The organism is Desulfosporosinus sp. BICA1-9 (assembly GCF_000802135.1).
Genome location: NZ_JUEE01000049.1, coordinates 12,435 through 31,434, shown reverse-complemented (window position 1 = coordinate 31,434; position 19,000 = coordinate 12,435). Strand labels below are relative to the sequence as shown.

Sequence of the window (19,000 nt, the reverse complement as noted above, 5' to 3'; positions counted from 1 at the left end):
GTTATTTCACCCCTACTTCCTGAGGTTTCTCTGAGTTTCTACGTAACTCCACACGCATTCGGTTCAAAGCATGGGCAATGGTGCCATCCATCACGCGATCTCCGACCTGCACAAGAATCCCACCAATGAGTTCAGCTCTAACCTCGCTGATGATGCGGACGTCTTTCCCTGTCATTCGCTTAATGGACTTCTTGAGATCGTCAAGCTGAGTAGTACTCAGTTCTATGGCGCTGGCTACTTTCGCTTCCACAACTTGGCGCGCTTCATCCGCCAGTCGAGAAAACTCACGTTGAATGAGCGGTAAGAGATTCTCCCTTTTCCGATCAATCAACAAGTAAAAGAAACGACGCGTTACTTCGCCAAAATCTTCTCCCAATAACTTTTCCATAATCGACTTCTTGACGCTGAGCGAAATATGCGGATGAAGCAATACCCCTTTAACCTCTGCATTTTCTTCAACGAGCTTTGTAAGTTCTCGCAGATCGCTATCAATCGAATCCAGGGACGTCTCGGAGGCGATTTCAAACAAGGCTTGGGAGTACCTTCGAGCAAGTGATCCATTTATCATTGCATTTCCCCTACTTCTTGAATGAATTGTTCAATGAGCTCTCCTTGACCCTTCATGTCAAGCTTCTGACGAATGATTTTCTCAGCAACTAAGACTGACATATCGGCGACTTGAGCTTTAACCTCAGAGATCGCCCGATCACGTTCGCGTTCAATATCCACAAGGGCAGATTTCTTGATCTTTTCAGCTTCTACATGAGAAGCAGTTAAAATTTCTTTCGCACGGTCTTCGCTAACTTTTGTTGCCTTAGCGATCACTTCCTGAGCTTCCTGGCGAGCCTTACGCATTTCTTCTTGATACTCGCGTTTTATTTTCTCAGCCTGTTGACGTTCATTTTCTGCCGAAGCAAGCATGTTTTCAATGTTTGTCCGCCGTTCTTCCATCATTTTCATCAGCGGTTTCCATGCTAATTTACTAAGGAAATAAACGAGCAACAGGAAAGATAAGACCGTAGCCACTACCGTATAGTCAAATTGAATAGGATTCCCACCCAATGGTCTACCCCCCTCTCGAGTCTGTTGACGTCGGGATGATTTTTTTCAAGGGGGAACTCTCGTTCCCCCTTGAATTAAGTTGGGCCTTATTCCTAAGCCCAGCGCACGAACTTACTTTGTGAACATGAGCAACAGGGCAACAACCCAGGTAAGGAGCGGCAAAGCCTCGATCAAACCGACACCAATAAACATCGTAGCTTGTAATGTTGATTTAGCCTCTGGCTGGCGAGCAATGCCCTCAACCGTTTTACTAATAACATTACCATTACCAATTGATGCACCAAGAGCTGCTAATCCAGCAGCGATCCCTGCACCAAGTGCAGCAGCAGCAGATACGTCCATGGGATTTCCTCCTTTCTTGTTTCCAAAAATTAATAAGTATTATTCCCTCAGTGAGTGTCAAGCATCACTGAAATCTAACTCGGAGCGCAGTGCTTAATGGGATTCTGTGACAGCCTGCGATACGTAGGCTGTAGTCAGTACTACAAACACATAAGATTGAATGGCTCCCACGAAAATACTAAAGGCCAGCCAAATTGTGGTTGGCAAAATCCCAGGCAGAACCCAGATACCAGGAAGCATTAGTATAACTCCAAGTAGAATTTCACCAGCAAAGATGTTCCCGAAAAGACGGAAGGCCAGTGTCATCGGCTTGGATAGTAAGTCAATCGCATGAATGATCGCGAATACTGGATGTGGCTCCAAAAAGTGATGGAAATAACCTGCACCTTTAGTCTTAATACCTAAAAAGACAACTAAGAAAATGGTTAACAAAGCTAAAGCCATTGTAGTGTTGATATCTGCGGTAGGCGACATCATGGATGGACTATCAAAAATATGACCTAACTGGGCAAAATGAACATTGTGTAATAGACCGAACGTGAAGTTGGGAATAAGGCCAAGCATATTGGAAAAGAAAACAAACATGAACAACGTCACCAAATAGCTTAGCAACGGACGACCCTTTTCATAGTCCATATTGTCAGATATAATGCTACGAACAAAATCTACAATATATTCCAAGACGTTTTGCATTTTACCAGGTTTACCACTGGTTAAATTGCGAACCCCCAGATAACAGAACAAAATTACAAGGGCCATCGCAATCCAAGTCATGATCAGAGTTTTTCCATGAAAGGTCATACTACCCAAATGCCACAAAACTGTTTCATGCACTTCTTTTATCACCCCTTTCTTCATTAATTTTATTTATTGCCACAATGATAAAGGATATTGTCACCCCTGTAACAATCCCTATTGCTAGGCTGAAAAGCCAGTCCCTCTGAAAACGAGCAACGGCTACAACAACCAGAGTAACCATCCCTAAGCGAGCGATTAGATTGCTGCGCATCCGCCTAAGTGCTATACGGATTTCTAAGTCTGAGATGCGTAATGTTTCATGATGAAACCATAAAGTATAGCCGAATCCAACCCAATATCCCAGCAGGCTGCCTAGAAAAGACTGCTGACCTGTTACGGCTATCACAAGCAACACGCTAGCGGTACCACTAAATAATGCTATAAAGCTACTCTTTATCATCTGATGCTCCAAACCTTTTTAAAATGACAACCAGGTAGCTCCCTCCGAGTCCAAGTCCTAACAACATTAATAGGATCATTAACCACGGCTCAGTCCCCCAGCGGGTATCTAGATAACGACCTAGGAAAAATCCTCCAAGTACCAAACCAGCCAGGGACGTTGATATATTTGAGCCCACTGCAACCGCTTTCTGCCACGTTTTTGGGTTTTTAGCCATATTCACTTCGATCCTAACTTATATATGTAAACCAAGCGTTACACATTTTTACAATTCACGCTATATTTTATATATTAGCACACTTTGGTAATACTTTGTGCTTTTTTTTACAGCATTGAAGAATTTTATGTCCACCCTCCTCCATGGTCTCCAATAATTTTGGCAATTCGGCTTGCTGCACAACCGTCGCCATAGGGATTACTCGCCATTGCCATCCTCTGATAGGCTGCTTGGTCACTCAGAAGACGCTTCAGCTCTAAATTGACACTTTCGTACTCCGTACCCACGAGGGATACCGTCCCCGCTTCCACTGCTTCAGGTCGTTCTGTTGTGTCACGGACCACAAGTACGGGGATACCCAGCGACGGGGCCTCTTCTTGAATTCCTCCCGAGTCTGTTAAAATTAAGTTCGATCGTGCCATCAGGTTTACAAAGGGCTCATAATCCATCGGCTCTACAAGATTGACTCGTGGATGAGACCCCAATACCTCAGTGACCACTTTCCGCACTAAGGGGTTTTTATGGACAGGAAAAAGCACGTGTGTATCCGGATATGAATCCAGTGTGTTCCGCAAAGCCTGATAAATCTGACGCATTGGTTCACCGAGATTTTCCCGGCGATGGGTTGTAACGAGAATGATTCGAGTTTTTTCCCGTTTCAGCAGCACTTCAATGGTAGGGTCAAGAAAATTGTACTTCGGTTTTACAGTCGCTAGCAAAGCGTCAATAACAGTATTTCCGGTTACAAAGACCTTTTCAGGTGCTATTCCTTCGAGTAGAAGATTTTTTTCTGCTGTTTTTGTAGGGGCGAAATGGTAATCTGCCAGAACGCTTGCTAGTTTTCGATTCATCTCCTCTGGAAACGGTGAATACTTATTTCCTGTCCGTAGACCGGCTTCAACATGACCTACTGGGATCTGTGCATAAAAAGCAGCAAGGGCCGCCACAAAAGTAGTGGTTGTGTCTCCATGTACCAGCACCAGATCTGGGAGTTCCCGCTCAAAAACCTCTTTAAGACCAATAAGAGCTCGGGTTGTGATTTCTGTTAATGTTTGCCCCTGCCTCATGAGGTCCAGATCAAAATCAGGGACGATCTTAAATAATTGAAGAACCTGATCTAACATCTCACGGTGCTGAGCAGTCACAATAACCCGACAGATAATTTTATCCTTCTGCCGAAGCGCCTGGATCACTGGGGCCATTTTTATGGCTTCGGGACGTGTTCCAAACACAACCATCACTTTTTTCCGCTTAATCACTCTTATGCTCCCTTCGCTTAAAGTCAATCTAATATCCGATGGCTAAACGCCTTGACTAGCCGGCCTTAGCCCTCAGGAAAGTTCAACAAGACTTTAGATGGAGTAGAACTCCTAGAAAACTTATCTCATGTGGTATAAAAAGTGTGTGTAGAAAAGAACGTCATACTACTCTATAGAATATCTTCCCCATATTGAACCAATTTCAGTCCTGCTTCTTCGGCCATTTTGACTGCAAGCTGATCTGGATAAGAATGCGTATAGATCACTCGCTTTATCCCTGCATTAATTAATAATTTTGTGCACAGCACGCAAGGCTGATGAGTGGTATAGAGATCTGCTCCAGTAATAGCGACCCCATGCTTTGCTGCTTGTACCAAAGCATTTTGCTCGGCATGCACAGCACGGCAGATCTCATGGCGCTCCCCCGAAGGAACGCCTAAGCTCTGCCGTAAACAACCGACTTCATCACAATGTTGGAGTCCCGAAGGACTCCCATTATAACCTGTACTTAAAATTTGCTTATCCTTTACCATGACAGCCCCTACTTGGCGGCGCAAGCAAGTTGAGCGCCCAGCTACCACTAAGGCCATCTGCATAAAATAACTATCCCAGCTAGGTCGCTTTTCTTGTGCCATCATTTCGTGCCAAATAGCCGGTCCCCTGCATCCCCGAGACCCGGAACAATATAGCCATGGTCATTCAACCGTTCATCCACAGCTGCGACAAAAATATCTACATCTGCATGGGCATTTTGCACGGCACGAATTCCTTCTGGAGCTGCGATCAGGCACATTAATTTTATATTCTTTGCGCCACGATCTTTTAAAAACGTGATTGCTGCAGCCGCTGAGCCACCCGTTGCCAACATAGGATCAATCACGATAAGATCGCGTTCTGCGATGTCAGGTGGTAACTTGCAATAGTATTCCACAGGCATTAGAGTCTCAGGATCTCGATAAAGACCGACATGCCCAACCTTTGCAGCAGGAATTAAACGGAGCATTCCATCGACCATCCCTAACCCGGCACGCAGGATTGGAACCAATCCTACTTTTCGACCAGCCAGCACTTTGCTTTTTGCGATTGAGACAGGTGTCTTTACCTCTATTTCCTGAAGTGGGAAATCACGGGTAACCTCATAGGCCATTAACATCGCGACTTCCTCTACCAGTTCTCTAAATTCCTTCGAACCTGTTTTCTCGTCACGAATAAGGGACAGTTTATGTTGAATCAGAGGATGATCAAGTACTTGAAGCTTCGCCATCATTTCGGCTCTCCTAATCTAAATTAGTATATAAGGGAAACTCAGCGCATAGAGAACTGACGATTTCCCGTGCTTTTTTCAGTTTATCAGGTTCATGGTGGGAGGTCAAGGCAAGGTCCATGGCTTCTGCTATCCGCACCATCGCGTCCGTATTCATACCGCGCGTTGTGACCGCAGGGGTTCCAAGCCGAATTCCACTAGTGACAAAAGGACTCGCGGTGTCAAAAGGAATCGTGTTTTTGTTTACAGTAATACCTACTTCATGAAGGATATTTTCTGCTTCCTTACCTGTTAACTGTTTGGTCCGTACATCAACGAGCATCACATGGTTATCTGTTCCTCCGGAAACAAGGCGGAATCCTCGATCTGTTAAGGCTTGAGCCAATGCGTTCGCATTATCTATAATACTCTTTTGGTAGGTTTTGAATTCTGGCTGAAGAGCTTCCCCAAAAGCCACCGCTTTAGCCGCAATGACATGCATCAACGGCCCACCCTGAATGCCTGGAAAAATTGCCTTATCAATAGCTTGGGCATACTCAGCTTTACAGAGAATTAAGCCACCACGCGGCCCTCTCAACGTCTTATGGGTAGTGGAAGTCACAAAATCAGCATAGGGCACGGGTGATGGATGTAATCCTGCAGCCACAAGCCCAGCAAAGTGCGCCATATCCACCATTAAATAGGCTCCCACTTCATCCGCAATTTCACGCATTACGCCAAAGTCTATGATTCTAGGATAGGCACTTGCTCCAGCAACAATCATCTTCGGTTTGTGTTCATGAGCTAATTTTCGAACCTCATCATAATCAATTCGCTCTGTTTCTGGGTCGACTCCGTAAGGAACAAAATTAAAATATACTCCTGAAATATTGACCGGACTACCATGGGTTAAGTGTCCACCATGAGATAAGTTCATGCCGAGGACCGTATCTCCTGGTTTCAAATAGGCGAAATAGACTGCCATATTGGCCTGGGATCCAGAATGCGGCTGTACATTAGCATGTTCAGCACCAAAAATTTTCTTAACGCGTTCACGAGCTAAGTTTTCGACAACATCAACATACTCACATCCACCATAATACCGTTTTCCTGGATATCCTTCGGCATACTTGTTCGTTAGAACAGATCCTTGGGTTGCCATCACTGCCCGGCTAACGAAGTTTTCGGAGGCTATTAACTCGATAGTATTGGTTTGACGTTTCTCTTCTTGCGAAATTACTTCTGCAACCTCGGGGTCTTGAGATTCCAGCCACTGATGAATATAATCCATTTTTATTCACTCCTACTATTATTATTTGCTTTCATCATATACCGCCCGTGGTCCGCCGATGAGGCGGGGGCGGGTGCGTGCTAGGGTCAAATGCGCTTGGCCTAGTTCTTTTACGTGTATGCGAATGGGTATTACCACGGGTCGTAAGTGCATGCCTATAAATGTATCTCCTACATCAATTCCAGCATGCCCCTGGATTCGTTCGATCATAACCGGAGACAAAAATTTTTCCCAAGCTTTGACTGTCATTGCTCCTCCAGCATGCAGGGAGGGAAGCACTGTTACCTCTTCTAACCCATAATGATTTACGCAGGCTTCTTCTACGACTAAGGCCCGATTTAGATGTTCACATCCCTGAACCGCTAGAAAAATCCCCTGCTGGTTAACTCGTTCCAGCAAAGGGGGAAGCAATACTTCAGCAATTTCCAAACTGCTTCCCTGTCCAATTCGGTGACCCATTACTTCACTCGTGCTACACCCTATAACAAGAATTTGCTGTGAACGCAAATTTGCTTTTTGGAAAAAGGCATCCAGTATGCTTTCCCATACTTTAGCTAATTCTTCAGACAAACCAGCAACGAAATTATCCATGTGAAAAGATTCCTCCCCGTAGGCCGTCAGATTATCTCTCCCCGTTCAATGTCACAAATTAAATCCACTCGGTTAGCATGTCTGCCGCCAGAAAACTCTGTTTTCAAAAAAATATCCACAATGTCCAGGGCGAGTCCGACGCCGATTACTCTGGCACCCATTGCTAAGATATTGGCATTATTATGTTCTCTAACCATTCGAGCGGAAAATGTCTCTGAGCAGACAGCTGAACGAATTCCTGGAATTTTATTGGCGGCCATAGAAATCCCCTGCCCCGTGCCGCAGATTAAAATCCCTAGGTCTGCCTCCCCTTTTGTGATAGCATAGCCTACTGCACACCCATACTTTGGATAATCTACGGATTCGGTCGAGTAGGTTCCAAAATCGTGTACTTCTAATCCCTGATTTTTCAAATGCTTGCTTATGGCTTCCTTAAGTTCGTAACCGCCGTGATCTGCTCCCAGCGCAACTCTCACACTCATTCCCCCTCCTTGTCCTATTTTCCATTTCTACATATAGTTGCAAAATTCCTGCAATATCACAGAATAAAGCGACGTATTACGCCGCTAGTGTAGACATTTTTCGACAAACTTATGCTATTTTCTGGGGAATCTAGCCCTCTAACCTCAACTTCTCTTTTAGTTCACTCAGTAATTCACTAATTTCCTTTGCCGTCTGACGATAAACATTAAGAGAGCCCATCCAAGGATCCAAAATATCCTTTTGGGAATCTCCCCAATTACCTAAGCACCGGGTCTTAGTCTCATATTGAGGAAAAAGACGCTTTAAACTTTCCTCTTGGGCTTGGGTCATTGGAATAACCCAGTCTGCATCCGCCATTAGCTCCTCAGTAATTCGTCTTGCGCGGTGCTGTGAAAGGTCTTGGTTCTGTTCTTTAAGAATCTCTAGGGCATGGGCATTGATTTCTTCCCCTTCCCAGGCTGACATTCCTGCCGAACTTATTTGAACCATGTCCCCAAACATATCTCGTGCTAATCCCTCAGCCATTGGGCTTCTGCAGGTATTTCCTGTACAAATAAATAAAAGTTTAAAACCCATCAGACCATCCCCACTCCCTTAGAAGAACAATTTAACTCCGATCAGCAATAATGCCAACCCGCCGAGCAATTCCGCCTTATCTCCTAGGCGTGTTCCTATCATTCGTCCCAAAACTAAGCCAATTCCAGTCATTAACCCCGCAATCAAACCCATTATTATAACGGTTATATAAATGTCCGTTCTAATTGTTCCTAACGAAACCCCAACACTAAGGGCATCTAAACTTACACTAGCAGCCAATACATAGATACCCCATCCACTTAAAGAACTGTTGCTGGATAACTTGGTATGAAAAAGAACCTTCCTGGCTTCCCCAAATGAAAAATGCTCCTCGCTCGGACGGTAAACCTTATAAATCATTCTCCCGCCCAATCCAATCAGGACTAATGCGCCCATCAGATTTGCATAACGACCAAGAATAGTTCCTAACGCTTGGCCAAGGATCATCCCACAAAGAGGCATGAAGACATGGAAAAAAGCGACCACTAACGACAAGTGGACGATCATACGCTTCCGAATTCCCGCCAGCCCAATCGCTAGAGACAATGAAAACGCGTCTGCTCCCAAGGCAATTGCTACTGCCACAACCCACGTTAAATTCATACCCTTCCCTCCGTTCCCTCTATGTATATGCAAGGGAAAGGGTTTTATTAGATGAATGATGTTTAGATATATTCAATCCGATGGCCTGATGCTTTTTGTAAGCGGTTCATAATAGCCGCTCCAAGGCCTCCCTCTTCGATTCCTTCAGCTAAGATTATGTCCACTCCTCTTTCATCGCATAATCTTAATCCCTCAAACAAGTTACTGGCAACTTCTTCCGATCGATGCTTAGATCCCAACACAAACAAAAGATCCGGTAAACGGCTATGTAAAAAGGGTGCACTTTCAAGCGTGCAAAGAACTCCTACTTTTTTTAAGCGAGCATGTCCTTTTTGAATTTCTTGCCCCATCCGCTGTATGACACGCTCTTGAAGGCCGACCATTACAATCATATCTCCTTGGGGAGCATAGTGCCTATATTTCATACCCGGTGCTTTAGGAACCCGATTATCCGTCAGAGTATTCATTCGAACCTCACCTAAGATCTCTTCCAACATTTCCTTGGAAATACCACCTGGGCGTAGGATGGTGGGTACCCCTCCAGTGACATCGAGGACCGTTGATTCAACCCCTACTTGACAGGCCCCAGCGTCTAGAATCAGCGGTATTTTGCCTTTCATATCGCGCCAGACATGGCTGCCGCTCGTCGGACTAGGCTTGCCTGAAAGGTTAGCGCTTGGCGCAGCAATGGGAAGGCCGGTTTCTTCGATTAGGCCAAGGGCTACCGGGTGACTGGGCATACGGACCGCTACGTTCGCTAACCCAGCAGTGACAACATCGGGAACCAAAGCGGTTTTGGGCAAAACTAAAGTTAGTGGACCCGGCCAAAAATGTTGAACGCATAGTTCAGCTTCTGGGGTCCATCTTTCAACCAGCTTGTTTGCCATAGCACGATTGCTAACATGCACAATCAAAGGGTTATCTTGTGGCCGTCCTTTTACCCAGAAAATCTTTTCGCAGGCTAGGGCATCCAGCGCACTGGCCCCTAACCCATAGACCGTTTCAGTAGGAAAAGCTACCAGTTCTCCCGAACGCAGCCATTCTGACCCTTCTCTTAACAATTCGACTTCTGGGTGGATTCTATCTATATAACTCCGTTTTGTTAGCATCTTTGTCACCTCGCTATGATCACCCGGTCTCTCCCTGCCAGATCCGGGAAAACCTGTGTTTCAAAACCCCTCATCTGGAAAAGCCTACAAACCGCCTCCGCTTGATCACAACCAATTTCCATTAGCAGCATCCCCTGAGGATTTAGTATAGATCGCACATTTTCTGCCAGACGGCGATAATAATCTAAACCATCTTGTCCTCCTAAAAAGGCCATGGATGGTTCTCTGAAAATCTCCGGATCACACTGCTTATACTCCTCCTTAGAAACATAGGGAGGATTCGTAATAATATAATCCCAAAGTTGACCCAAAATAGGTTCCAAAAAGTCCCCCTGACGCCATTGCACCGAGACACCCAAACTCTGAGAATTCTGTCGCGCCACTTCCAGTGCGTCAGACGAAAGATCAGTTCCAACCACTTCTGCTTTAGGATAATAATGCGCCATCGAAATAGCAAGAGCCCCGCTTCCAGTACAAAGATCCGCAACCTTGATCTTTCTTTCTTGCCGCTCGTCTTCTTCCTGTCTTACAACCTCGAGCCACTTCTCGACTAAAATCTCACTGTCCGCACGCGGGATTAGAACCCGTTCATCGACGTAGAAAGAAAGCCCCATAAACTCCTGCCGCTTTAAGATGTACTGGAGAGGTTCGTTCCCGGCGCGACGGATAATACCCCCCCGAAAATCTGCCTCCTCTAACTCAGACAAATTTCGGTCCCCGTCCAGATAGAGTTGGGGTCGGGAAACATTTAAAACCCAGGCCAACAACATGTCTGCATCAAAGCGAGCATTTGTAATCCCTTTTTCTGTGAGCCGCGCTTCGCCCCAACGCAGACTGTCAATTACCTTCACCAGCAAAAGCCCCCATACTCGAAGTTCGAGATTCGAAGTTCGAGGTTCGTTCATTAAGTCCTTAGATAAGTTCCGCTTACTTTAGATGACATAAGATTTTGATCTAAAGCAAGTTTTCCATTACTGAATCTCAGCCTTAAGTCGTTCAGCTTGATCCGACGAATTCAAGGCTTGGATAATTTCATCCAGATCACCTGTTAAGATTGTCTCCAAGCGATGTAAGGTAAGGCCTATGCGATGGTCTGTAACCCGTCCTTGTGGGAAGTTAAACGTTCTGATCCGCTCGCTCCGATCTCCTGTGCCTACTTGGCTTCGGCGTTCAGAAGCCTGTTCACCGCTCGCCTCTTCTTGAGCTTTCTCTAGTATTCTAGCCCGTAAGACGCGTAACGCTTTCTCTTTATTCTTAAGTTGGGATTTTTCATCTTGGCAAGAGGCAATAATCCCTGTCGGTAGATGGGTAACTCGTACCGCTGATTGGGTGGTATTCACGCACTGTCCACCCGGTCCACTAGAACAATAGACATCGATGCGCAGGTCATTGGGATTAATGGATACTTCCACTTCTTCTGCTTCGGGAAGAACTGCAACCGTCGCCGTAGAGGTATGAATCCTGCCTTGCGACTCCGTTGCAGGGATCCGTTGAACGCGGTGCACACCACTCTCAAACTTTAATTTGCTATAGGCACCATGCCCTTCCATAAGCACAATGATTTCCTTATAACCACCCGCATCTGAATAGCTGGCACTTAGAACTTCCGTTTTCCAGCCCTGAGCTTCTGCATATCGAGTATACATTCTATAGAGATCTCCGGCAAACAAGGATGCTTCATCCCCTCCTGCGCCTGCTCTAATTTCCATGATGACGTTCTTCTCATCTAAGGGATCTTTGGGTAAAAGTAGGACACGGATCTGTTCTTCTAGTTCCTGTATTTGGCTCTGCAATTGACCTCTCTCTTGCTCCGCCATTTCTCGCATTTCAGAGTCTAATTTTTCTTGAAGAATAGTTTCCGTTTCCTCAAGCTCACGCTTTACTCCTTGGTATTCCCTAAAGGCTGTGACGAGATTTGTCATGCCGGCCTGTGCCTTAGCATATTTTTGCCACTCACTCTGATTCTTTATAATCTCCGGATCACTCAGAAGTTCCGTCAATTCATCATATTTTCGTTCAATCTCATAAAGTTTTTCTAACATTTTTACACCTCAAAAATTACGTAAGTTCTTTAATCTGAATCTAATATCCATTATATCAAAGTTCGAGGCGCGAGGTTCGATACTCGAAGGTCAAAGGTCAAATATCGTATATCGCATATCAAACATTGCGCCTCGAACCTCACTTCAAACATTTACGCAAAAAGCAGAGCTTGCGCTCTGCTTTTCCACCAGCAACGACCGCAGGCCGTTGTTTACATCCCGTATTTCTTTTTAAACCGATCAACCCGTCCGCCTGCATCGACAAACCGCTGTATCCCGGTATAGAAGGGATGGCACTTCGAACAGATTTCCACTTTTATGTTCATTCTTGTGCTGCCTGTTGGAATGACTTCTCCGCAAGCACATGTCACCGTGGTTTGTTCGTATTTCGGGTGAATTTTTTCTTTCATGTCTTCACCTCTTTCCCGTTTAGATCAAGGCGCGGCTTTCTTGACCACGCCTGCTCATGACAAAATTCCAGTCAACTCTTACTATTCTAGCACAAATAGTATCCGCTGGTCAAGGATCTTGTTAGCGGCCTATTTAACAGCCCTTCATAGCATAATCAGGCTTCTTGTCAAAGCAGTGACGTGCTTCAATAAAGCGAACTGTCCCCGTTTTTCCTCGAATGACAACAGTGTGAGTCAATGCACCTTTAGAGGTATAGGTTACAGCGCGTAGTAAAGGGCCTTCTGTAATCCCAGTCGCTGCAAAAAAGACATCATCAGTACTCACCAAGTCATCCATCGTTAATAATTTTTGGACGTCCTCAATCCCTAAGGCTTTAGCTCGAGCGACGTCTTCTTCGTTTTCCGGCCACAGGCGGCCTTGCATTTCCCCGCCCATACAACGCAAGGCCGCAGCTGCTAGGACCCCTTCAGGCGCTCCGCCAACCCCCATCATCATATCGACACCCGTATCTTCAAATGCACAGGCCACAGCCGGAGAAACATCCCCATCGGTAATAAGCCGCACCCGCGCTCCGCAATCACGCACATCTTGAATCAATTTCTGATGACGTGGGCGATCCAAAATGACGACCGTTATGTCTTTCATATCTTTCCCTAACGCTTTAGCTACATTCGAGACGTTTTCACGCACTGTGGCATCTAAACTTATCTTCCCAACAGCAGCAGGACCTACCGCAATCTTATCCATATACATATCTGGAGCGTGGAGTAAGCAGCCCCTCTTGGCAATCGCTACAACAGCAATCGCCCCTGCCACTCCTTTCGCACAACTATTGGTGCCCTCTAGAGGATCAACTGCAACATCCAATTCCGGACTGTCTCCATTTCCGACACGTTCCCCAATGTAGAGCATCGGGGCCTCATCCATTTCCCCTTCGCCGATCACCACTGTACCATCCATGTGAATTGTGTTAAAAACTGCCCGCATCGCTTCAACAGCAGCATTATCAGCGGCTATCTTATCCCCTAACCCTACCCAACGTGCCGAAGCTAGCGCCGCAGCCTCTGTCACTCTAGCAAATTCCATTGTTAGTTCTCTTTCCATTTTCGACTCCTCCTTAAATTAACCCATAGTATTACCCTTATTTCTACTTAGCTGACTTAAACAAACGAGTTACTTCTATGTAAGTAATCCTTAATTATGTTATCACATTGATCGCCTATACTCTTATTGTGACATACTTTAAAAGAGTTTTCAACACCTTAATGGTCTCGATTCCTCTTGAGATAGATAGAAACATTGGCATCTATCTATCTGGTTTCAGACAAGCAGATGCCAATGTTTGAGGTCGTTTATAACCTTAACCTTACTAGCAGTATTAATCAAATAGTATAGTTATCTATCGTTTATTCCAGTCTGCTAAAAACTTTTCGATCCCAGCTTCAGTTAAAGGATGACGAAATAGCTGTCTTAAAACTCCAAAGGGAATCGTTGCAAAATCAGCTCCGATTTTGGCGGATTCCGTTACATGGACTGGGTTCCGAATACTAGCCGCAATAGTTTTTGTTTCGATACCATGTACTTGGTAAATATCACATATATCAGCCAACAAGTTGAGTCCATTTTCACCGATGTCGTCTAGTCGCCCTAGAAAAGGACTTACATAGGTTGCACCTGCCCGTGCTGCTAGTAACGCTTGATTCGCTGTAAATACGAGTGTGACATTCGTTTTGATTTGCTCAGACGATAATACTTTAACAGTTTTAAGACCATCTTCCGTCATCGGAACCTTAATCACAATGTTTGGGTGAATCCCCGCTAAAACATGTGCTTCCTGTAACATCCCTTCATGATCAAGGGCTATTACTTCTGCACTGATCGGGCCGTCGACAATCCCAATGATCGTGTTTAGAAGCTCGTGGAAGTCCTGTCCTTCTTTAGCAACTAAACTGGGGTTTGTCGTTAGGCCTGCGATAACTCCCATATCCCAAGCTTGCTTTATTTCTCCGATATTTGCGGAGTCTAAAAAAAACTGCATTCTATTGCCTTCTTTCTTTTATGCTTTCCCGTTGCTTCCAAAAATCCGGATTTTCTCGCGGATTATTTTGGTTGCAGCTTCTCGAGCAGGACCCAACATTTTGCGCGGGTCAATTTCTTGGGCGTCCCCTTCAAGCACTTGGCGAGCAGCCCATACAAACGCTTCGCGGATATTTGTGTCAATGTTTACTTTGCAGACACCCCGTGAAATCGCTTCGATCAGTGCCTCATCTGGAACTCCGGAGGAACCATGCAATACAAGCGGCGTGGAAACTCGTTCTCGAATTTTCGTTAGCCGTTCAAAGTCGAGTTTCGGAATCCCTTTATATTGACCATGAGCTGTCCCGATAGCTATTGCTAAGGCATCTACCTTTGTCGCTTGAACAAAGTACTCTGCTTCAGCCGGATCCGTAAACAACGCCTCTCGCTCGTCTACGGTAATATCATCTTCCGTTCCACCTATTTTGCCCAATTCAGCCTCTACGGAAACCCCTAAAAGTCGAACTGCCTCAATGACTTTGTTGGTCAAAGCAATGTTGTCTTCTAACGCAAGTTTGGAACCATCGATCATCACGGAAGAAAATCCGTTTCGCGCACACTGCATAACCTGTGCGAAACTAGTTCCATGATCAAGATGCAGAGCTATAGGTACGCTGGCCTTTTCTGCCGCCAGTTTTGTCAACGCGGTAATATATTCAATTCCCGCATATTTAATCGCGCCTTGACTAGCTTGAATAATAACGGGAGCCTTTTCAGCCTCAGCAGCAGCCACGATAGCCTGGACAATCTCCATATTGTTGCAATTAAATGCCCCTACTGCATAACGTTCTTTTTGCGCCCTGTCTAATAATTCAATCATCGATACTAACGCCATTTTTTTTCCTCCTCAATTTTTCTTGATATATGTTGCCCTCGTAGTGGACTATTAATAAGCCAAGTTTTATTCTCCTTCAAATACAAGGAATTTATACCTTCAAATTGACGAACATTATCTGAGCTGTCTGCATAGACCACTCCTACCGCTTCACAGCATTCACAATAAAGCTCGATGCGGTCCGGCAACAATTCAAAGGTTAACTGATGGTTTCCACAGGCACACCCTAAATCTCCTTGCTTTGCGAGACGATGAAGATGATCTAAAATCCAAAGCATCACTTCCGGATTTTCAAACTCTTCCTCATAACCTAACTCTACTGCCAATTCCATGGATTTTTCACGTTCATGACAAGCATGGTTAACCTTCTGCTTTGGCCCTATATATCCGACCGAAGCGCCTACGTCGGGGCAAGTGAGCGGCAAAGCATCTCTCCCCCAAATGGCATGTCGGTTTAATCTTAAATAATGGGTCTCCCCACAGTAAGCACAATCATAAGCAATATTGAACTGCTGACTGTTACGGCTGGTTACCGACATAGACTGAAAACCACAACTGCAATGCAGATTCTTACGTCCTGGTCGAGAAAATGCAAAGAGAGAGAGGGCATGAAATTCTAGCTCTCCACATTGGGAACACTGCATAGCAATTGTTGAGTTTGTTGTTAGAATCATAATTCCCACCTCTTCCTACTGCATATACTTCGTCATGCATAAAGAATTTCCTGCCTTTTGATTAACAAAAAAAGCAAGTAGTAAGCGGCGAAACTATTGTCGTAAAGCTACGAGGTTTGTAATATTTCCTTCACCCGTTTTCTAAGGTCAAATAAATCAAAGGGTTTACTCATATAATAGAGAATCCCCAGATCCTTAGCTTGTTCCATATTCTGTGCATCACCGTAGGCGGTCATCATAATCACGCCAACTTGACGGTCTATTGCACGAATTTTTCCTAATGTTTCTAGCCCGTTCATTCCTGGCATTTTCATGTCCATTAAGATGAGGTCAGGCTTAAAGGTCTTAAGTAACTGAACAGCATCCGTACCATTCGCAGCCATTTCAACCTCATGTTGATCTTCCCTGAAGGTCTCAAAGAGTAGACGACGCACACCCAATTGGTCGTCTACGATAAGAACTTTTGCCACCCCATAACCCCCTATTCCTCAAGTCTCTCCTCTAGTCTGAATCCTGGTTCGTAGTTCATCATTCGAATATCGAATAACAAACTGGTTTTAGATAAGCTCTAACCAAACTTATGATAACGCAAGTTTCTTATTCTCTAAGAAATGAATATTCTTTATGTTCTAGTGAAATTCCTTCTTCTAAAAATCTCTCTGACAATATTTGTCCATCTTGTCTGTATTTCCTAAGGATACGTGGATTTGCTACGGTTCTACGCAGTGGAATCCTCACATCATCCCCCAAAGAGCATTCCTGCATCCCCACATCAATCACCGTAAGCTGCATTCCGATTTTTCCAGCAACCTGAACCGTCCGACCTTGGAGTTCTACCCTTTCCTGACCGAGAGAAATACCAAACAAGGCTACAAAATTCTTGATAATAATTTTAAAAAAATCTATCCAGCCTTGGGGAACAAAATGTGGCGCTACCCCAAATCCATCTGCATATCCCACAGGGATCACTGCCAGCTGTGTAGCTTTCTTCGTCCGATAAATACTTTGATATCCTACATACGTTCCGTTAGGGACTTTGCGCAGATGAACAATCCGGCTTTTAGCAAGCCAGGGATCACGCAAGGTTAATTTTCCCGAAAAACCTGGCCCTGGATAATGCCCGATCAAAAGAGTCCCGATGCGCACAAAATCATGATGCCATTCAGGATAGCCGAGAAACGCAGCGCTGTTACAGACGTGCTTCCAAGTAGGATGAATTCCTAGTTCCTCTAAACGGGCCGAGAAAGACTTAAAGCGTTCATACTGCTCTAGAGTAAAGCGTTTATCCCTTTGGGCAGCCCTGGCAAAATGAGTATATACTCCCACAACCTGAATATGATTGGATTTGGACAAGGCCATACTAAGTTCTTCAAGTTCAGAGAACCGGAACCCAGTTCTCCCCATTCCAGTCTCTACCTTCAGATGTACCTGGATTGGCTGATCAAGCTGCAATTCCAATTTCGAACCCGTTTCATTTAACTCCGCAATCCAGGCTAGTTCAGTCATTGTTAGCTGTAACTTTGCTGCGATAGCCATGGGCCATTCTTCCTTTAGTGTGGGTCCCAAAACTAGAATGAGTCCCTCAATTCCGTGCTCACGTAAGATTAGCCCTTCTTCTATTCTCGTGACCGCAAACGCATCACATCCAGCACGTTGTAAGGAATGCGCAACTTCAATCGCTCCCAAGCCATAAGCATCAGATTTTACAACTGCCATACACCTTGAGCCGGGACGAAGATGCTTAATGACTTCTTGATAATTTCCAACTAAGGAATCCAGGTCTACTTCAATCCAGGTCCCAGCCATTGCGTTATCCCCTCCGCATTCGCCGCAGCTTTGTGATTAATCCCTTTAACAAATCAGAATAGATGGGCTCTAGATGGTTCCAAAGAAAATAAACCATGGGGCGATACACTAGGTCCCATTCTCCGATGAACTCTGTATACTCTCCGTTAAATCCCTTCTTAAATCGATAAAGCCCATAAAGTGGATTATCTTCCGTTAAATGTCCGGGCACCCCTCGAAAATCATAGAGAGTGCAGCCCAGGGATTTTGCCCACCGAATCATTTCCCACTGAATTAAATAGTTCGGCATGACATTGCGGTGAGCGTTTGAGGAAGCCCCGTATATGTACCAAGCCTTATCCCCTATGACAAATGCCAAGGTTCCGGCTACAATATTCCCTTCATATTCGGCGATAAATAATTCCCCTAAGCCCGCCGGGACCAAGGAATCATAAAGGTCTTCAAAATAAGAATAAGCCCGCACCAAAAAGCGATCGCGCTCGGTCGTTTCTTTCAATACGCGATAAAATTCCGGCAAATCTTCTCGTTTTCCTCGCCTGATCTGAACCCCCTTTTTCTGGGCAAGACGGATGTTATAGCGTGTTTTCTGTTGCATATTTGCGAGCAGGGTTGCTTCATCTGGAGATATATCTAGCCGAAACACATACTTTGGTTGAACCCCTTCAAAACCCTTGCCGCTCTCAGCAGATCTGAATCCTCTCGAAAGCAAATACTGCTCCAGTTCTTTTTCTGAAGAAGACACATCTGGATCAATTTTTAGGAAAATAGCCCCTCGAGCCTTAGCTAACGTTTTAATTTCCTTTAAAACTAAGTCTAATAATGCACTATTTTTTAAGTTGAGTACCGGCCCTCGTGAAGCGTAAAAAATAGGAATCCCTATAACCGGTATTTTCCGTTCAAGAATAGAGACCACTGCAACGATCTCATTGTTTTCTTCGACTATCAAACGCCAGGGTACCCAGCCTGTCCTGCTCTTAATTTCTCCCCACTCCCACGACTGGAGCACGTGTCCTTTGGAATCTTTAGCTAAAAAAGCATTAAATCGCATATGTTCATTTTTATCGATCCATCTTGCAACATAGGGCATCCGGTTCAGTCCCCTTCCTCTCTTCATTCTTGCCATGGTCTTGCTCCTCTAATCAGTAACTCACTATTATACAGGAAGAGTTCATGCTTGACCCT

Annotated in this window: 25 protein-coding genes; all 25 read right to left on the bottom strand. The window is 45.0% G+C overall.

What is annotated here, in order from left to right:
• Position 1: 1 nt before the first annotated feature.
• The 25 genes from atpH to JL57_RS06555 all read right to left on the bottom strand — a co-directional run bounded on the left by atpH (position 2) and on the right by JL57_RS06555 (position 18,905).
• Positions 2–568 carry an ATP synthase F1 subunit delta gene (gene atpH / locus JL57_RS06675; RefSeq protein WP_034141274.1) on the bottom strand — a complete coding sequence of 189 codons (567 nt, stop codon included), beginning with the start codon at positions 566–568 and terminating at the stop codon, positions 2–4.
• On the bottom strand, positions 565–1,062 hold the full coding sequence (gene atpF / locus JL57_RS06670) for a F0F1 ATP synthase subunit B (RefSeq protein WP_034141273.1): 498 nt from the start codon (positions 1,060–1,062) through the stop codon (positions 565–567). Before atpF ends, atpH begins: the two co-directional genes overlap by 4 nt.
• A gap of 111 nt (positions 1,063–1,173) precedes the next feature.
• On the bottom strand, positions 1,174–1,404 hold the full coding sequence (gene atpE, locus JL57_RS06665) for a F0F1 ATP synthase subunit C (RefSeq protein WP_034141272.1): 231 nt from the start codon (positions 1,402–1,404) through the stop codon (positions 1,174–1,176).
• A gap of 93 nt (positions 1,405–1,497) precedes the next feature.
• Entirely contained in the window at positions 1,498–2,238 is a 741-nt protein-coding gene (gene atpB / locus JL57_RS06660) for a F0F1 ATP synthase subunit A (protein WP_034141271.1), read from the bottom strand.
• Positions 2,231–2,602, bottom strand: coding sequence for a hypothetical protein (locus JL57_RS06655; RefSeq protein ID WP_034141270.1), 372 nt, complete (start codon positions 2,600–2,602; stop codon positions 2,231–2,233). Before JL57_RS06655 ends, atpB begins: the two co-directional genes overlap by 8 nt.
• Entirely contained in the window at positions 2,589–2,819 is a 231-nt protein-coding gene (locus JL57_RS06650; RefSeq protein ID WP_034141269.1) for an AtpZ/AtpI family protein, read from the bottom strand. The genes JL57_RS06655 and JL57_RS06650 overlap by 14 nt, the downstream gene beginning before the upstream one ends.
• 125 nt (positions 2,820–2,944) lie before the next feature.
• Positions 2,945–4,078 carry a non-hydrolyzing UDP-N-acetylglucosamine 2-epimerase gene (wecB, locus tag JL57_RS06645; protein WP_291299780.1) on the bottom strand — a complete coding sequence of 378 codons (1,134 nt, stop codon included), beginning with the start codon at positions 4,076–4,078 and terminating at the stop codon, positions 2,945–2,947.
• Between the two features lie 170 nt (positions 4,079–4,248).
• A complete protein-coding gene (locus JL57_RS06640; RefSeq protein WP_034141327.1) occupies positions 4,249–4,713 on the bottom strand; it encodes a dCMP deaminase family protein in 465 nt (154 codons plus the stop codon).
• Positions 4,713–5,342 (bottom strand): uracil phosphoribosyltransferase, encoded by a 630-nt coding sequence (upp, locus tag JL57_RS06635; RefSeq protein WP_034141326.1) that lies wholly within the window; start codon positions 5,340–5,342, stop codon positions 4,713–4,715. Before upp ends, JL57_RS06640 begins: the two co-directional genes overlap by 1 nt.
• A 13-nt stretch (positions 5,343–5,355) precedes the next feature.
• Positions 5,356–6,612, bottom strand: coding sequence for a serine hydroxymethyltransferase (gene glyA, locus JL57_RS06630; RefSeq protein ID WP_034141267.1), 1,257 nt, complete (start codon positions 6,610–6,612; stop codon positions 5,356–5,358).
• Positions 6,613–6,633: 21 nt separating this feature from the next.
• Entirely contained in the window at positions 6,634–7,203 is a 570-nt protein-coding gene (locus JL57_RS06625; RefSeq protein WP_034141266.1) for a TIGR01440 family protein, read from the bottom strand.
• A gap of 26 nt (positions 7,204–7,229) precedes the next feature.
• A complete protein-coding gene (gene rpiB / locus JL57_RS06620; protein ID WP_291299779.1) occupies positions 7,230–7,679 on the bottom strand; it encodes a ribose 5-phosphate isomerase B in 450 nt (149 codons plus the stop codon).
• A 136-nt stretch (positions 7,680–7,815) separates the two neighbouring features.
• Positions 7,816–8,262: a low molecular weight protein arginine phosphatase gene (locus JL57_RS06615; RefSeq protein WP_034141264.1), complete on the bottom strand. Its 447-nt coding sequence runs from the start codon at positions 8,260–8,262 to the stop codon at positions 7,816–7,818.
• A gap of 18 nt (positions 8,263–8,280) precedes the next feature.
• Positions 8,281–8,865, bottom strand: coding sequence for a manganese efflux pump (locus JL57_RS06610; protein ID WP_034141263.1), 585 nt, complete (start codon positions 8,863–8,865; stop codon positions 8,281–8,283).
• Between the two features lie 62 nt (positions 8,866–8,927).
• Positions 8,928–9,974 (bottom strand): L-threonylcarbamoyladenylate synthase, encoded by a 1,047-nt coding sequence (locus JL57_RS06605; RefSeq protein ID WP_034141262.1) that lies wholly within the window; start codon positions 9,972–9,974, stop codon positions 8,928–8,930.
• 5 nt (positions 9,975–9,979) lie between these two features.
• Entirely contained in the window at positions 9,980–10,825 is an 846-nt protein-coding gene (gene prmC, locus JL57_RS06600) for a peptide chain release factor N(5)-glutamine methyltransferase (protein WP_034141261.1), read from the bottom strand.
• A 120-nt stretch (positions 10,826–10,945) separates the two neighbouring features.
• On the bottom strand, positions 10,946–12,016 hold the full coding sequence (prfA, locus tag JL57_RS06595; RefSeq protein ID WP_034141260.1) for a peptide chain release factor 1: 1,071 nt from the start codon (positions 12,014–12,016) through the stop codon (positions 10,946–10,948).
• Between the two features lie 212 nt (positions 12,017–12,228).
• Entirely contained in the window at positions 12,229–12,426 is a 198-nt protein-coding gene (gene rpmE, locus JL57_RS06590) for a 50S ribosomal protein L31 (RefSeq protein ID WP_034141259.1), read from the bottom strand.
• 133 nt (positions 12,427–12,559) lie between these two features.
• Entirely contained in the window at positions 12,560–13,531 is a 972-nt protein-coding gene (glpX, locus tag JL57_RS06585) for a class II fructose-bisphosphatase (RefSeq protein ID WP_034141258.1), read from the bottom strand.
• Positions 13,532–13,826: 295 nt separating this feature from the next.
• Entirely contained in the window at positions 13,827–14,465 is a 639-nt protein-coding gene (gene fsa / locus JL57_RS06580; protein WP_034141257.1) for a fructose-6-phosphate aldolase, read from the bottom strand.
• A gap of 18 nt (positions 14,466–14,483) precedes the next feature.
• Positions 14,484–15,338, bottom strand: a complete 855-nt coding sequence (locus JL57_RS06575) for a class II fructose-1,6-bisphosphate aldolase (protein ID WP_034141256.1) — start codon at positions 15,336–15,338, stop codon at positions 14,484–14,486.
• Complete coding sequence (locus JL57_RS06570; RefSeq protein ID WP_034141255.1) at positions 15,329–16,012, bottom strand: hypothetical protein; 684 nt, start codon at positions 16,010–16,012, stop codon at positions 15,329–15,331. Before JL57_RS06570 ends, JL57_RS06575 begins: the two co-directional genes overlap by 10 nt.
• A gap of 107 nt (positions 16,013–16,119) precedes the next feature.
• Positions 16,120–16,482, bottom strand: a complete 363-nt coding sequence (locus tag JL57_RS06565; protein ID WP_034141254.1) for a response regulator — start codon at positions 16,480–16,482, stop codon at positions 16,120–16,122.
• A gap of 127 nt (positions 16,483–16,609) precedes the next feature.
• Complete coding sequence (alr, locus tag JL57_RS06560) at positions 16,610–17,818, bottom strand: alanine racemase (RefSeq protein WP_034141253.1); 1,209 nt, start codon at positions 17,816–17,818, stop codon at positions 16,610–16,612.
• Between the two features lie 4 nt (positions 17,819–17,822).
• Positions 17,823–18,905, bottom strand: coding sequence for a peptidoglycan bridge formation glycyltransferase FemA/FemB family protein (locus JL57_RS06555; RefSeq protein ID WP_034141325.1), 1,083 nt, complete (start codon positions 18,903–18,905; stop codon positions 17,823–17,825).
• Positions 18,906–19,000 lie beyond the last annotated feature (95 nt).

Excerpts from the sequence above, each read along its gene's own strand:
- atpH (WP_034141274.1), bottom strand. The coding sequence starts at position 568 with ATGATAAATGGATCACTTGCTCGAAGGTACTCCCAAGCCTTGTTTGAA.
- atpE (WP_034141272.1), bottom strand. The coding sequence starts at position 1,404 with ATGGACGTATCTGCTGCTGCTGCACTTGGTGCAGGGATCGCTGCTGGA.
- JL57_RS06655 (WP_034141270.1), bottom strand. The coding sequence starts at position 2,602 with ATGATAAAGAGTAGCTTTATAGCATTATTTAGTGGTACCGCTAGCGTG.
- JL57_RS06650 (WP_034141269.1), bottom strand. The coding sequence starts at position 2,819 with ATGGCTAAAAACCCAAAAACGTGGCAGAAAGCGGTTGCAGTGGGCTCA.
- JL57_RS06640 (WP_034141327.1), bottom strand. The coding sequence starts at position 4,713 with ATGGCACAAGAAAAGCGACCTAGCTGGGATAGTTATTTTATGCAGATG.
- upp (WP_034141326.1), bottom strand. The coding sequence starts at position 5,342 with ATGGCGAAGCTTCAAGTACTTGATCATCCTCTGATTCAACATAAACTG.
- glyA (WP_034141267.1), bottom strand. The coding sequence starts at position 6,612 with ATGGATTATATTCATCAGTGGCTGGAATCTCAAGACCCCGAGGTTGCA.
- JL57_RS06625 (WP_034141266.1), bottom strand. The coding sequence starts at position 7,203 with ATGGATAATTTCGTTGCTGGTTTGTCTGAAGAATTAGCTAAAGTATGG.
- JL57_RS06615 (WP_034141264.1), bottom strand. The coding sequence starts at position 8,262 with ATGGGTTTTAAACTTTTATTTATTTGTACAGGAAATACCTGCAGAAGC.
- JL57_RS06610 (WP_034141263.1), bottom strand. The coding sequence starts at position 8,865 with ATGAATTTAACGTGGGTTGTGGCAGTAGCAATTGCCTTGGGAGCAGAC.
- JL57_RS06605 (WP_034141262.1), bottom strand. The coding sequence starts at position 9,974 with ATGCTAACAAAACGGAGTTATATAGATAGAATCCACCCAGAAGTCGAA.
- prfA (WP_034141260.1), bottom strand. The coding sequence starts at position 12,016 with ATGTTAGAAAAACTTTATGAGATTGAACGAAAATATGATGAATTGACG.
- rpmE (WP_034141259.1), bottom strand. The coding sequence starts at position 12,426 with ATGAAAGAAAAAATTCACCCGAAATACGAACAAACCACGGTGACATGT.
- glpX (WP_034141258.1), bottom strand. The coding sequence starts at position 13,531 with ATGGAAAGAGAACTAACAATGGAATTTGCTAGAGTGACAGAGGCTGCG.
- fsa (WP_034141257.1), bottom strand. The coding sequence starts at position 14,465 with ATGCAGTTTTTTTTAGACTCCGCAAATATCGGAGAAATAAAGCAAGCT.
- JL57_RS06575 (WP_034141256.1), bottom strand. The coding sequence starts at position 15,338 with ATGGCGTTAGTATCGATGATTGAATTATTAGACAGGGCGCAAAAAGAA.
- JL57_RS06570 (WP_034141255.1), bottom strand. The coding sequence starts at position 16,012 with ATGATTCTAACAACAAACTCAACAATTGCTATGCAGTGTTCCCAATGT.
- alr (WP_034141253.1), bottom strand. The coding sequence starts at position 17,818 with ATGGCTGGGACCTGGATTGAAGTAGACCTGGATTCCTTAGTTGGAAAT.
- JL57_RS06555 (WP_034141325.1), bottom strand. The coding sequence starts at position 18,905 with ATGCCCTATGTTGCAAGATGGATCGATAAAAATGAACATATGCGATTT.